13 protein-coding genes and 1 riboswitch are annotated in these 14,467 nt (G+C 40.7%); of the genes, 2 read left to right on the top strand and 11 right to left on the bottom strand.

Features of this window, described 5'->3' with window-relative positions:
- Positions 1-32: 32 nt before the first annotated feature.
- The 3 genes from CSV73_RS01350 to CSV73_RS01340 form a co-directional block, all read right to left on the bottom strand.
- Positions 33-1,388: a nucleobase:cation symporter-2 family protein gene (locus CSV73_RS01350; protein ID WP_085133344.1), complete on the bottom strand. Its 1,356-nt coding sequence runs from the start codon at positions 1,386-1,388 to the stop codon at positions 33-35.
- Complete coding sequence (locus tag CSV73_RS01345) at positions 1,388-1,972, bottom strand: xanthine phosphoribosyltransferase (RefSeq protein WP_085133342.1); 585 nt, start codon at positions 1,970-1,972, stop codon at positions 1,388-1,390. Before CSV73_RS01345 ends, CSV73_RS01350 begins: the two co-directional genes overlap by 1 nt.
- A 131-nt stretch (positions 1,973-2,103) precedes the next feature.
- Positions 2,104-2,205, bottom strand: a riboswitch (purine riboswitch).
- 178 nt (positions 2,206-2,383) lie between these two features.
- On the bottom strand, positions 2,384-3,313 hold the full coding sequence (locus CSV73_RS01340) for an AEC family transporter (RefSeq protein ID WP_099626412.1): 930 nt from the start codon (positions 3,311-3,313) through the stop codon (positions 2,384-2,386).
- Between the two features lie 74 nt (positions 3,314-3,387).
- Between CSV73_RS01340 and CSV73_RS01335 the strand changes: the two genes are divergently transcribed.
- A complete protein-coding gene (locus CSV73_RS01335) occupies positions 3,388-4,620 on the top strand; it encodes a CynX/NimT family MFS transporter (RefSeq protein ID WP_085133340.1) in 1,233 nt (410 codons plus the stop codon).
- Between the two features lie 1,137 nt (positions 4,621-5,757).
- Here CSV73_RS01335 and CSV73_RS01330 read toward each other — a convergent pair.
- From CSV73_RS01330 to CSV73_RS01320, 3 genes are all read right to left on the bottom strand, one after another.
- Positions 5,758-6,513 carry an exodeoxyribonuclease III gene (locus CSV73_RS01330; RefSeq protein WP_085133337.1) on the bottom strand — a complete coding sequence of 252 codons (756 nt, stop codon included), beginning with the start codon at positions 6,511-6,513 and terminating at the stop codon, positions 5,758-5,760.
- 20 nt (positions 6,514-6,533) lie between these two features.
- Positions 6,534-7,445, bottom strand: a complete 912-nt coding sequence (locus CSV73_RS01325; RefSeq protein WP_085133336.1) for a pseudouridine-5'-phosphate glycosidase — start codon at positions 7,443-7,445, stop codon at positions 6,534-6,536.
- 64 nt (positions 7,446-7,509) lie between these two features.
- Positions 7,510-8,634, bottom strand: coding sequence for an NAD(P)/FAD-dependent oxidoreductase (locus CSV73_RS01320; RefSeq protein WP_099626411.1), 1,125 nt, complete (start codon positions 8,632-8,634; stop codon positions 7,510-7,512).
- A 130-nt stretch (positions 8,635-8,764) separates the two neighbouring features.
- Here CSV73_RS01320 and CSV73_RS01315 point away from each other — a divergent pair, with 130 nt between their 5' ends.
- Positions 8,765-9,865: a branched-chain amino acid aminotransferase gene (locus tag CSV73_RS01315; protein WP_369802562.1), complete on the top strand. Its 1,101-nt coding sequence runs from the start codon at positions 8,765-8,767 to the stop codon at positions 9,863-9,865.
- Positions 9,866-9,913: 48 nt separating this feature from the next.
- Here CSV73_RS01315 and CSV73_RS01310 read toward each other — a convergent pair whose 3' ends face one another.
- From CSV73_RS01310 to CSV73_RS01290, 5 genes are all read right to left on the bottom strand, one after another.
- Positions 9,914-10,711, bottom strand: coding sequence for an ABC transporter ATP-binding protein (locus tag CSV73_RS01310; protein ID WP_099626410.1), 798 nt, complete (start codon positions 10,709-10,711; stop codon positions 9,914-9,916).
- The gene (locus CSV73_RS01305; RefSeq protein WP_085133333.1) at positions 10,686-11,729 is read right to left on the bottom strand and encodes an ABC transporter permease; all 1,044 of its coding nucleotides are present in this window, start codon (positions 11,727-11,729) and stop codon (positions 10,686-10,688) included. Before CSV73_RS01305 ends, CSV73_RS01310 begins: the two co-directional genes overlap by 26 nt.
- A 23-nt stretch (positions 11,730-11,752) precedes the next feature.
- Positions 11,753-12,763, bottom strand: coding sequence for an ABC transporter substrate-binding protein (locus CSV73_RS01300; RefSeq protein WP_099626409.1), 1,011 nt, complete (start codon positions 12,761-12,763; stop codon positions 11,753-11,755).
- A 244-nt stretch (positions 12,764-13,007) separates the two neighbouring features.
- Complete coding sequence (locus tag CSV73_RS01295) at positions 13,008-13,757, bottom strand: amino acid ABC transporter ATP-binding protein (RefSeq protein ID WP_099626408.1); 750 nt, start codon at positions 13,755-13,757, stop codon at positions 13,008-13,010.
- Positions 13,758-13,769: 12 nt separating this feature from the next.
- Positions 13,770-14,429 (bottom strand): amino acid ABC transporter permease, encoded by a 660-nt coding sequence (locus tag CSV73_RS01290; RefSeq protein WP_099626407.1) that lies wholly within the window; start codon positions 14,427-14,429, stop codon positions 13,770-13,772.
- Between the last annotated feature and the right edge of the window lie 38 nt (positions 14,430-14,467).

The raw sequence follows: 14,467 nt of genomic DNA, 5'->3' as shown, positions 1-14,467 counted from the left end.
GCAACCGCATTTTTTGCAGGTTGCTCTTTTTCTTATTTATGATTAGCTGTTGCACTAACTAAGACAGAAGATGGTCCTTCCTTAACGCTAAGTGGCATAGCTTCCGCTTGATGTGCTTGTTGGACAGCTTGCTTCTTTTTTGAAGGAAGCATATTGAAAATGATATTCAAGAAGATTGCCGTGATACTTCCGAGTACAATCCCATTACTCGTTAGGATCTGTACACTTTCAGGTAATTCCTTAAATAGATCCGGTACAACTGAAACACCAAGACCAATGCCGATGGAACACGCTACAATCATTGCGTTATCTTGGGTTTTGGAAATAACAGGACTCAACATTTTAATTCCTTGCGAAACCACCATTCCGAACATCGCAACCATAGCCCCTCCAAGGACTGCCGGTGGGATAATGGTTGCAAGAGCCGCTATTTTCGGCAAGAACCCTAAAGAAATCAACATAATCGCGGTCACGAATATCACACGACGTGACTTCACACCAGATAATTGCATTAAACCCACGTTTTGTGAAAATGTCGTGTAAGGAAATGCATTGAAAATACCGCCAATAACGGAAGCCAATCCTTCTGCACGATAGCCTTTTTCCAACATTTTTTTGTCGATTTCTTCTTCACAAATATCACCAAGCGCAAAGTATACTCCAGTAGATTCTACAAGTGACACCATTGCCACCAACGTCATAATGGCGATCGGCAGTAGATGGAATGTAGGAGTGGCTAAATAAAACGGCATCACCATATGGACATAAGAAGCATCTTGTACATTGGAGAAATCTACGATACCCAGGAATATCGCTGCAATCGTACCACCAACTAAACCTAACAAAATAGCGATAGACTGCATAAAACCTGAAGTGAATCGGAACAGTAAGACAATGAATAATAACGTGCCAAATGAGAGTAAAACATTTGTCATCGATCCAAAATCTTCAGCACCTTGTCCACCGCCCATATTATTGATCGCAACAGGAATCAATGTAATTCCAATAATAGTTACGACTGAACCGGTAACGATTGGAGGGAAGAATTTCACGAGACTCCCAAAGAAGCGACTAATGAAGAAAATGATTACGCCTGAAGCAATAACCGCTCCGTAAATAGCGGAAATTCCATAGTCATTGCCTATTAAAATCATGGGACCTACAGCTGTGAATGTACACCCAAGAACCACGGGTAGACCAACGCCAAAATATTTATTACGTGAAATTTGCAACAACGTAGCGATACCACACATTAAAATATCAATTGAAACAAGATATGTCAGTTGTGTAGGAGTTAACCCAATAGCATTCCCCACAATGAGTGGTACCAATACTGCGCCAGCATACATAGCAAGTAAATGCTGAAAACCTAGCAGTGTTGTTTTCATCAGTTATTTTCCTCCCCAACAAATTGAACTTCACCGTTATTCAGTGACTGAAGCTCAGCTAGCGACTCTAAACGTACGCCTTCTTTACGAATCAAATCCCCGCCTGGCTGGAAGCACTTTTCAATGACAATGCCAACACCTGCGATAGTGGCACCTGCTTGTTTTGCGATATCTATGAGTCCTAGTGCAGCTTGTCCATTGGCAAGGAAATCATCGATGAGCAATACCGTATCTTCATTTGAAATAAAATCTTTAGAAACAGAAATATCATTCGATTCTTTCTTAGTGAAAGAATATACTTTCGCGGAGTATAAATGATCCGTCAATGTAAGTGATTTACGCTTTCTGGCAAACACTACCGGAACGCCCAATATCATTCCCGCCATTGTAGCTGGAGCAATACCTGAAGATTCAATCGTGATGATCTTTGTGATATTTTGATCGCTGAATCGTCTAACAAACTCTCTTCCGATTTCTTGCATCAGTAATGGATCAATTTGATGATTCAAGAACGAATCCACTTTCAGTACCTCTTCCGATAATACATTACCTTCTTGTCGAATCTTATTTTTTAGCAACTCCACGCTGTTGTGCTCCCTTCATTTTTCCGAATAAAAAAAGCGTATATGCCATACTCCCATATAACAACTATGAGAGAGCGGCATGTACGCTTTTAAAAATGAAAAAGCAATTCCTCTGTCGAACGACAAAGAAAGCTGCTTTTCATTCTCCCCATAGGCGGTCTATTTCCGGTAGACCGGTAGAAACTTACGGGCCATATCCCCGTGATTATATGAGTCTTATTTAACTGAATGCTAACAGTATAGCACGATTCGACAAATTTTCAATATGAATATTTACCAATTAGTTTGATAGTTTTAGGCTAGCAATCTTCTGGACATATTCTGGACAAAAAGTTGGGTTAGATTGGGATAAAGCATAATTTCAAAAGAGAGTGCAAAGGATTGAAGCGCCCCCTCCTTAGTGCCAATCCCTTACCCAAACAGTAGGGAGGAAAGATAAATCACTACGCCTACTGTAAAGCTGCTAGCTACGGTGTTGAACAAGACGATTTGGGCTGCTAGCTCGGGCTCAACATCGTATTCCAATGCTAGCGTGGAGCTATTTCGCGAAGTTGGAAACGAGCTGGCAATCCAGAGTGATTGTGCCGTTACACCTTCTATCCCTAGTAATAAAATCAACAACAACGCCACGGTGGGTGAGATAATGAGTCGACCGATAGCGCTTAAGTAGATCAAACGGTTCCACAGTGTCTTCACTTTAATCTGCGCTAACTGCGCGCCAAGTGTAATGAGCGCGATGGCGATAAAAGCATCCGATAAATGACTGATTGGCAACTCGATAAACTGTGGCAACTGGATATCTGCCAAGTTAAGCAAAGCACCTAGCCACAAAGCATGGATAATTGGCATTCGAAGGAACTGTTTCACAATATCTTTCCCGGACTGCGTGGAAGATACGAGATTATACAATCCATATGAATACGTCAGTAAGTTCTGATAGACGATCAAAACGATCTGAATAGACACCCCGAGTGGATTCTCATGAAAGACTAGCTGACTGACAGGTAATCCATAGTTTCCTGAGTTAATTAGAACAATACTGTTTTTCATTACGGCGGTCTGCTGGCGATTCAAACGCAAGAGCTTACTAAATACATGGCCAGTAAGTATTAAAGTGGTCGTAAATAATAGTACAAATATGAATACGTCAAGTAGGATGTCTATATCAATGACAGTATGATATAAGTTCATGAACACGGCAGCGGGTATTAAACAGTATGTCAGAATATTCCCCAATGCCTTAACATTAAAAGTAAATTTTATTTGTAAAGAAACGCCTATTGCTAATAAAATAAGCATCGGTGTGATAACATTTACAAAGACTATGAGTAAGTACTCCACAAAGGAATCTCCTTTCTGCTGTTTCAGCTACATACTTCTCAGAACAATCTTCAAGGAATACAGGAGGCTTCATAATGGAAAAAGAACGACCGAGTAAACATCTACATTTCCCTAAAAGTCAGTGGGTGTTATTAGCGGGTATTTTATTTTTAGCCGCTACCATCCGTTCCCCACTCACTTCTGTCGGACCTATTATCGGAAACATTCGCGATCAACTGCAAATTTCTAATTCGTTGGCCGGATTTCTGACTACAATCCCATTACTGGCATTTGCCATTGTATCACCTTTTACACCTCGCCTTGCGAAACGGTTTGGCATGTCACGAACGCTTTTCTATGCGATGATTATTTTACTGTTAGGCATCATCATGCGTTCTGTCGGCAATAGTATATTGCTACTGATTGGTACATTTTTAATTGGGGTAGGAATCGCTTTTGCAAACGTCCTATTGCCAAGTCTTCTTAAACTGAGCTTCCCCTTACATATCGGATTGATGACGGGTCTGTACTCAGTATCTATGAGTATATCTGCAACACTCGCTTCTGGTATCGCTTCTCCCATCGCCAATGAAACAGTATATGGCTGGCAAGGTGCGTTAGGCATTTGGGGAGTCATTACATTGTTAGCCATTATCGTATGGATTCCTCAGATACGTAAAAAGAAAGAAGTCATCAAAACAGCTCAGAAAAACATGAAGACAAAACCTGCTCTCCCTATTTGGCGTTCGCCACTAGCCTGGAGCATCACGATTTTCATGGGACTGCAATCGTTCCTATTTTATACGACAGCTTCATGGATTCCAGTTGTGTTGCAAACCAATGGCATGACTGCTGATGCTGCTGGATGGATGTTAGCGCTTGTCCAACTTGCACAATTGCCTATGATGTTCATCATACCAGTCGTTGCGGATAAAGTACGCGATCAACGTATCCTTGTCGTAGCTGTTTTCGCCTGTTATTTAATTGGCTACGGTGGCGTACAGTTTGGAAGCGAAGCTCTGACTGCACTTTGGATGATTTTCATCGGTCTGGGTGGCGGTTCAGCATTCGGACTAGCTATGATGTTCTTCACTTTACGTACGAATACACCAGACCAAGCGGCTTCAATTTCCGGGATGGCACAGTCGATTGGCTACTTACTAGCGTCTGTTGGTCCTGTGTTGTTCGGTATTCTTCATGACTTTACTGGTTCATGGACAGCACCACTGTATACCTTCATAGTGGTCGCAACTATTCTATTTATCAGTGGAATGTACGCAGGGAAAAAGCGCTATATTTCGCTTGAACCCAAACAGAATGAGTCGTAATGAAAAGTGCATTTTAACAAAAATAAAACGAAGAACCCCAATTCACAATGGAATTGGGGTTCTTCGTTTTATTTTGATAGTGGTTGCAACCCGTTGATCTGCGCTGCAGCCGGACGCGTTCTGGAGGAACAGAGTCGCCGGCTTCCGCTCCGATCAACTAAGCTAAGGCTTCAAACATTATTATAGTGATAGGTAAGCCTTTGAAGTGATCGCCAGCTTTTCCCCACTTCATACCGTACGTGAGACTTTCACTTCATACGGCGTTCTAACTAATCCAAATCAATTCAATCATCAACACTTTATGTGTCTCAACTCTTCCGTTTCAATAAGTCGGTGCCTTCCGGAGAAAGTGAACCTCTATTAGTCTTACAAGAACCTTATTAACCGATAAAGACTTGTCTAACATGATTGAATGAACCTTTTATTAGTCTAGTGGCTATCCCTTCACGTTCATTATTACGATAATATTCTTTTGGGATTGCAATTAATATGTATCTCCATTCCGATTGTCCAGACCAATATTCTCTTTTAAATCGACCTATATAATTAGTTTGCAGATTTAAATCGGATGTTTTTCTTCCACATTTATTACAGATGTTCTTATCTATTTTTCCAACAGTTGGGTTAATTAAGTCATCATCTTAAGTATAGGTTACTGGTATAAGCTGTGGAGAATACTGTGGAGAATACGGTGGAGATATGCATACATCATTTTCCGTCATTATTTTATTACTTGGTAACGGAATACCATTCTCATCTAAATCAAAATTGAATAGATTTGTTGAAATTCCAATTCTAAATCCATAGTAATGATATAGAATGTCTGCCATCTATTTTCTAATCGAGCAATTCTGACTGTTATCCCAAGTGTGAGGATTCACATATCTATCTGTCTTTATTAAATAGAAATACTGATTCTTTAAACGCGTTATTCACCAATCTGGCTCGTTTCTCGAAAATTGAGCCTAAGCTTTTTACCATTCGTAAAGCAGACTTATTTCAATAGTAGTGAAAAAAACAAATGGCACGCTTCATCCCAATGCCATTTGATGTTCTAATATGATTATAATTCGTTTATTAATTCAGCTTTTTATCCTCTAGACTGAACAAGTTCATCTGAAATGCTCTTACTCATTTTTATATTTCTAATTCCGCAGAAATCGGACAATGATCACTGCCCATGATTTCTGAATGAATGGCTGTTGTTTTTAGAGCCGACTGAAGACGCTCTGAAATAATAATGTAATCGATGCGCCAACCAATATTACGTGCACGTACGTCGCGCATATACGACCACCAGGTATAACTCTCTTTTAGACCCGGATTCATAAAACGAAACGTATCAATGAATCCAGTGTCTAACAATCGCGTCATTTTCCCGCGTTCTTCATACGTGAATCCCGAATTGCCAATATTAGATTTAACGTTACGAATATCAATTTCTTCATGCGCTACGTTCAAATCTCCGCAATAAATGACGGGCTTGATGGCATTCAATGACTGTAAATGCTCAAGTAAATCATCTTCCCATGCCAGTCGAAATGATAATCGCGCTAAGTCCCGCTGTGAATTGGGCGTATAACAATTGACGAGAAAGAATTCTTCAAATTCTAGCGTCAGCACTCGTCCCTCTGCTTCATGGTCCAGATCATTCAATCCATTACGTACAGAAAGAGGTGTTTTCTTCGTAAAGACCGCCGTACCTGAATATCCTTTTTTCTCTGCATAGTTCCAGTAGGATTCATACCCTTCAAAAGAAAGATCAATCTGTCCTTCTTGACATTTGATCTCCTGTATACAGAATATATCTGCCTGTACTTGTTCAAAAAAGTCACTGAAACCTTTTTTTACACATGCTCTAATACCGTTCACGTTCCAAGACACTACTTTCAATTTTACACAACCTGTCTATATTAATTACCGTTAAAACTCACTGCCAATTTTGCTGCAAGTTCAGCGTTTGACTTCACCAATGCAATATTGGCCTCCAGACTTTTACCGCCTGTCATTTCCTGAACCTTTTTTAACATATGAGGTGTGAGGTTCTTTCCGCTAATGCCCATTTGTTCTGCTTCTTTAAGTGCATCTGAAACCAATCCATCCATATAGTCCTGATCCATTGCATATTCTTCAGGAATTGGATTAGCGATAATCGCACTCCCCTCCAAGCCTAAATTCCATTTGACACGCAACATTTCTGCGATCATGTCGATTTCATCCACTCGGTAGTCTACATGATGTGTACTGCTTCTTGTGTAAAAGGCAGGAAAAATATCTGTTTGATACCCCATTACCGGCACACCTTTTGTTTCCAAATACTCAAGTGTTTTACCGATATCCAAAATAGATTTTGCTCCTGAACAAACAACTGCTACACTTGTACGGGCAAACTCTTCAAGATCCGCAGAAATATCCATCGTTTGTTCCACACCTCTATGCACACCACCAATGGCCCCAGTCGTGAATACACGGATCCTCGCCAAGTCAGCAAAGAACATCGATGCGGCAACCGTCGTTGCACCAGGTTTCTTAGTAGCAATTAAGTAACTGATATCGCGTCTAGATGCTTTGACAACACCTTTGCTGTCCCCGAACCGTTCCAACTCTTCATCAGTTAGCCCGATTTTTATTTTTCCGTCCATAATTGCAATCGTCGCCGGGACCGCACCATGATCACGCACAATCTGTTGAACTTCACGTGCAGCTTTCACATTCTCAGGATAGGGCATACCGTACGTAATAATTGTGGATTCCAATGCGACTAGCGGCTTGCCGTATTTCATCGCTTCTTTCACTTCTTCTGAATACGAAACATATCTTCTCATTATGAATCTTCCCCTTTACCGTTCAATTGCTATATATTCATAATAATCATTATACGCTCTTTATTCAATGTTCATCGACAATTATTTGATTAATAGAGTAGTGTTCTAAGTCCCATCCAGTCTCTTGGCCTAGCACTAGCTGGGATAATAGCTTGCCAAGAAGAGGTCCTACTGTTAAACCAGATGAACCAAGACCATTCGCAATCCAAACTTGCGGATAATCAGGTAATTGACCAATGACCGGCATAAAATTCGGTGTATGTGGACGAATGCCCACACGGACTTCAGCCAATACTGCTTCGCTCAGTACAGGTGCAATGGGTAAAGTATTCGACAATACCTCCAGTATTCCACCAGCTGTCGGTTGAATATCGTAATCATCAGTATCTTCGTGTGTTGCACCCGCAACGAATCTGCCGTCTTGAAATGGCACGAGGTACTGAGTGCTCGGCGGCATGATGACTGGCCATTCACCTGACGCTTCATGATTTGATTGTAAATGGAGGATTTGCGCTTTCTGTCCTATTACTTGAAGTTTCTTGCCAAATGACTCTGTAAATTCACTAGCCCATGCACCTGCCGCTATAATGATTTGATCTCCTTCAATAATTTGCCCATCCACCATAACACCACAGACTTTCCCTTCCTTTATGTACGGTATAGCGGAACCTTTTATATATTGCACTCCTCGTTTAACTGCCACACGTTCCAATGCACTAAGTAGTTGATCTCCTTCGACTTTTGCCGCACCAGAAATACGAACAGCTGCGTATTCATCCGATAACACAGGAAAATAGCTAGCCGCCTGCTCTGTATCTAGTAATTCCACTTCTCCAATCTCAGGTGCATGTTCTTTTCTTTTATTCAATAACTCAACTTTCTTTTCCAAACGGTTTACATCAGTATGAATCGCCAAAGCACCCACTTTCTTATATCCTGTTTCCACCTCGCCCTGCTCTTCCAATGAACGAATGAATTCCGGATAATAGGCGGCTCCAGCTGACGCTAATGCATACCAAGCCTTATTGCGGCGCTGAGATGCCCATGGACAAATAATGCCCGCTGCGGCTTTTGTGGCCTGTCCAGGCTCCTGTCTGTCGATTAGAACGACTTCTGCATATTGCGTAGACAAATGATAAGCAGCAGAAGCACCAACGATTCCAGCACCTATAATCAATACTTTTTTCATAAAAATCTGCTCCTTTTTATACTAGTTTTTAAAATCGACAAACTTTTCACTTTATTTTTCCTGAAAAAGCAGTATAATTACACTATTCGGAATTGAAGTTTCGGAATATTCTATATCTTAAGGGGTTTTGATGATTATGACGAGATTACCTATGCACATTCAACTTGCACAAAATAAAAAAGAAAAGCCAGATCCTAGCTCTCTAGTCTTTGGTAAATCATTTACAGACCACATGCTCATTATAGACTATGAGGAAGGCAAAGGTTGGCATAATCATCGCATCACTCCTTACGCTCCTTTAACACTTGACCCAGCTGCAATCGTTTTACATTATGGACAAACGGTTTTCGAAGGAATGAAGGCGTATCGTTCAGAAGAAGGAACCATTCGCTTGTTCCGTCCAGATCAAAATATGAAGCGCCTGAATTATTCACTCGATCGTCTATGTATGCCACGAATCGATGAGGAGAACGCATTGTACGCACTTAACCAGTTGCTGCAAATCGAGCAAGATTGGATTCCTACACTAGAAGGAACCTCATTATATATCCGCCCATTTGTCATTGCAACAGAAGCTTTCCTAGGTGTGGCACCAGCTAAAAATTATCAATTTTTCATGATTCTATCTCCTGTTGGCTCGTACTATAAAGAAGGGATTCATCCAGTGAAAATCCTCGTGGAAAATGAATTCGTCCGTGCTGCAAAAGGCGGAACGGGTAGCGCTAAAACTGCCGGTAACTACGCATCTGCTTTAAAGGCCCAGGAGACAGCAGACAAACAAGGGTACTCCCAAGTTCTATGGCTTGATAGCGTCGAGCGTAAATACGTTGAAGAAGTAGGAAGTATGAATATCTTCTTCAAAATCAATGGTGAAGTCATAACACCCGCGATCAACGGCAGTATTCTTGAGGGAATTACTCGAAAATCAATTTTGCAGTTACTGAGACACTGGAATATGCCAGTTGTAGAGCGTCAAATCTCGATGGATGAAATCCGATCTGCCTATGAAAATGGAGAACTGGAAGAAGTATTCGGCACAGGTACAGCTGCTGTTATTTCTCCTGTTGGAGAACTGAATTGGGATGGGTATAAAATGATCATCGGTAACGGTCAAACGGGTGAACTATCTTCACTTCTTTATAACACGTTAACGAATATACAAACAGGTAAAGAACAAGATCCATTTGATTGGGTATATGAAATTAAGAAACATATAGCAAAGCTTGCTTAGACGATGAAAAGCCCGTGTTTTCCATTACTGGAAAGCACGGGCTTTTGTTTATATAGAAAGTAAAGCTGCATCATTCGTAAGTTGTTCTCCACGAATACGTTGAAATTCATCCATTAATTTCGCAATAGTTAAGTGCTGTTTCTGCTCTTCTTCCACCTCTAGTATGATTTGACCCTTATCCATCATAATTAATCGATTTCCAAGGTCAAGTGCCTGTTGCATATTATGCGTTACCATCAACGTCGTTAGTTGATCTTTCTCAACTAAGCGTTTCGTTAAATCGGTAATCAGCTCTGCGCGGGATGGATCAAGTGCAGCCGTATGCTCATCTAACAACAAAATAGAAGGTTGCGTAAAAGTCGCCATCAACAATGACAACGCTTGACGTTCACCACCTGACAACAGTCCAACATTCGCTGTCATCCGATTCTCAAGATTCAAGTGCAATGTTTCAAGTGATGTACGGAATAAGTCCTTCCGTTTCTTATCTACTCCGCGGTGCAATGACCGTCGGCGGTTGCGAGAATACGCCATCGCTAAATTCTCTTCAATCGTCATTGTGGGTGCTGTACCTGACATCGGATCTTGGAATACTCGTCCAATCATTTTGGAACGTTTAAATTCCGCCAAACGTGTGACGTCTTTGTTATCGATATAAATAGAGCCAAAATCCGGTGTCAATGCGCCAGAAATCATATTCATCATGGTAGATTTCCCTGCTCCGTTACTACCTATGACGGTAACGAAATCACCCGGTTGTAAATGTAAGTTAATCTGGTCCAGCGCTACTTTCTCATCTGGAGTCGCTTCATTAAATACTTTATTGACTTGATCCAGTTTCAACAACGCTATGACCTCCTTTTGATGACTTTATCGCCATTCGTTCAGATTGTCTTTTCGCTTTACGTACTTTTTCCCGTCTCTTTTCGAGAATCTGCGGAATAATTAATGCCGCTATTACGATGACTGCAGTAATCAATTTCATATCACCTGAATCGAGAATTTTCACTTTTAACGACAGTCCAAGTACGATTCTGTAGATTACGGCACCAATAACCACGGCTAGTGTTGTACGGAAAATGGTTTTCGTCCCGAATATCGCTTCACCGATAATAACAGAAGCCAATCCGATGATGATCATGCCAATCCCCATACCGTTATCAGCGAATTTTCCATACTGTGCAATCAATGAACCTGAGAAAGCTACCAACGCATTAGAAATTCCTAATCCGAGAATAACGAGAGTATCTGTATTGGCAGAGAAACTGCGAATCATTTTTTTATTATCGCCAGTCGCGCGAATGGCCAAACCAACTTCGGTTTGCAAGAACCAGTCCGCTATGAATTTAATGATCACCACGACTAGAATCATCAGAACTACCGTTCCCCAAGTCGATGGTAAATGTTCCAAGCCAAGTCCTGATAAGAAACCATTGATTGCTTCATCAATTCCAAGATTACTCCAGAAACCTTGGAACTTACTGAAAATCGTTTCTGAATTTAAAAGCGGAATATTCGGGCGGCCTACTGAATTTTCTGTAGTTAGTCCCATTATCCGAAGGTTTATCGAGTACAGAGCTATCATCATGAGGATTCCGGATAGGAGTGGATTGATTTTTCCTTTGGTATGTAATAAGCCTGTTATACATCCAGCAAAAAAGCCAACCAAGATCGCGGTAAGTGTTGCAACAAGTGGATGATAATCAAATACAATCATCGTAGCCGCTACTGCTGCGCCTGTTACAAAACTTCCGTCCACTGTTAAATCTGGAAAATCAAGCACCCGGAATGTTAGATACACTCCGAGTGCCATGATCGCATAGATGATACCCTGCTCAACTGAGCCAAATACAGCTGAAAACATGCAAGATCATCTCCTAATTTTATTTATTCTGCAATCTCGGCATTCCAATCATCTTGAATTTTCAAGCCGATTGCATCCGCAGTCTCTTTATTCATCACTAACTTCAAATTCTGTGGTAATTGAACAGGTAATGATTCAGGCGTTTCTTCACCCTTTAGAATCTTTACTGCCATTTCACCTGCTTCATACCCGATATCGTAGTACTCAAAACCGTATGCTCCAAGCCCTCCACGTTTCACAGAATCAAATTCACCCACCATCATCGGAATGTTATTGTCATTCGCAACCGAGATGACAGATTCGAGTGCTGATACTACTGTGTTATCCGTAATAATATAAAATGAATCTACTGAACCGATTAATGATTCAGCCGCTTGCTTTACGTCTGCAGAAGTCGCAACAGATGCTTCTACAACTTCCATATCCATGTCTGCAAGGATCTCTTTGACGTGGTCTACTTGTAAGCGAGAGTTTTGTTCTCCCGAGTTAAATATCATTCCAACTTTTTTCGCACCTAAGTTTTCTTTCAAGAATTTCATTGTGTTCGGAATTGCATCCGGATGATTATCAGTAGTGCCTGTAACATTTCCACCCGGCTCTTCATTAGATGCAACAAGTTCCGCAGCTACTGCATCCGTAACTGAAGTGAAGATGATCGGAATGTCTTGAGTCGCGCTAGCTGCCGCTTGTGCACTCGGTGTAGAGTTAGCAAATATTAAATCTACGCCCGCTCCCGCCAAGTTGTTCGCGATGGTTGAGTTAGAACTATTATCATTTTGCGCATTTTGCTTATCATATTCTACATTCAGCCCTGCATCTTCAATCGCCTTTTGGAATCCTTCAAAGGCTGCATCCAAAGACGGGTGTTCAACAATTTGCGTCACACCAATTATGTATTTTTCCTCAGTGCTTGCTTTATCATTATTTTTATCATCTGCTCCAGAATCAGATGCCCCCTCTTTTCCACCACACGCGGCTAGAATGAGCACCATACTGAATAGTGCTGCTGCGTAAGTCACCCAACGTTTCTTCATTTAAATCCCCCTCAACTATTATCTATTACTCTTTCGATGTATTTAGAAAAGGTAATAATTATACGTAATCGTACCCTTTACTAAGTTATTCGTCAATGCATTATTCAATATTTTGCGTGAATTCTCACAAGTTAACCGATTATCCGATGTACTATTTCATATATTGCAAAAACTCGATTGAAAACGGCTCTATTTACGTAAAAAAATAGTGATGCGATTATTACATTCGCATCACTATTTTTGGTTATTTACTTAACTCATAATTCAGGAATCTCTTTGTACGCATTTCTTTCGGTGATTTGATTACTTCTTCTGGAGTACCCGATTCAATGATCATTCCATCATCCATGAAGATCACTTGATTAGCGACATTGCTTGCAAACTCCATTTCATGTGTCACCACAATCATCGTCATATGCTCTTCTGCGAGATTTCTCATCACTTGCAATACTTCTTTCGTCAATTGTGGATCTAAAGCAGAAGTCGGTTCATCGAATAATAAAATATCCGGATCCATCATCAACGCTCTCGCAATCGCTACCCGTTGTTTCTGACCACCTGAAAGTCTCGAAGGTAATTCATCAGCCTTTGAAGCCAGTCCCACTTTTTCTAGTAATTCGATACTTCTCAGCCCATAATCTTCGGCTTTTTCTTTCTTCACAAGTTTCGGTGCTAGTTCCAAGTTCTGTTTTACAGTTAAATGAGGAAAAAGGTTGAATTGTTGAAATACCATTCCCATTTTGGAGTTAATCATTTTACTATCGGTAGAATTTGTGTAAATGCCATCTTTAACTAGGTAATCTCCATCAACGATAATACTGCCGCCACCGACTTGCTCCAATTGAATAAGACTTCTTAACATGGTACTCTTTCCAGATCCCGAAGGTCCGATAATTGCCATTACATCATTTTTTTGAACATCAAACGAAATATCCTTCAATACTTCCAATGGACCGAATGATTTCTGTAAGTTGCGTACTTCAATGAAAGACATAATTTCCACTCCTCATTCGTATTGCAGCTTTCTCTCTAAGTACTTGAAAATTACAGTCAACCCGAATGCAATCAGCAAGTAGATCGCTGCTGCAATGAAGAACGGAATGATTGTAAAGTCCCTGTTAACGACTGTTTGTGCATAGTGTAGAAGTTCAGGAACAGCTACCGCATATAAAAGCGCGGTATCTTTTACTAAAGATACCGATTCATTCGCAATAGGTGGTAGCGTAACACGAAACATCTGTGGTAGGATGACGCGCACAGTCGTTTGCCATTTCGATAATCCAAGTACTTGTGAAGCTTCATATTGTCCTTTATCGATGGAGATCAATCCACCTCGGAATATTTCAGCAAAGTATGCTGAATAGTTCAAAATGAACGCTAGTGTAGCTGCGACAAAACGGTCAAAAACTAAATACTCACCAATTACCGGCAGAAGTGGTAAACCAAATACAAAGAACAATAGCTGTAATAACAAAGGGGTCCCACGCATGACGTATATAAAAGTCTGCGCCAAATAAGAAATTGGTTTAATACTACTTCTTACGGCAAGTGTCAGCAAGAATCCAAGTGGAATAGATAAGACGATCGCTATTATAAATAATAGGACAGTCGCTTTAGCTCCTTCCAACATAGGAATCAGCATAGATATAAAATATTCATAACTCATTAGTAAATTCCTCCAAAAAACCATTCCAGGTTTTATGT

Source organism: Sporosarcina sp. P1, from assembly GCF_002743155.1.
GTDB classification, from domain to species: Bacteria; Bacillota; Bacilli; order Bacillales_A; family Planococcaceae; genus Sporosarcina; species Sporosarcina ureae_B.
The sequence above is the reverse complement of the archived record's forward strand: the minus strand, read 5'-3'. Positions and strand labels throughout refer to the sequence as shown.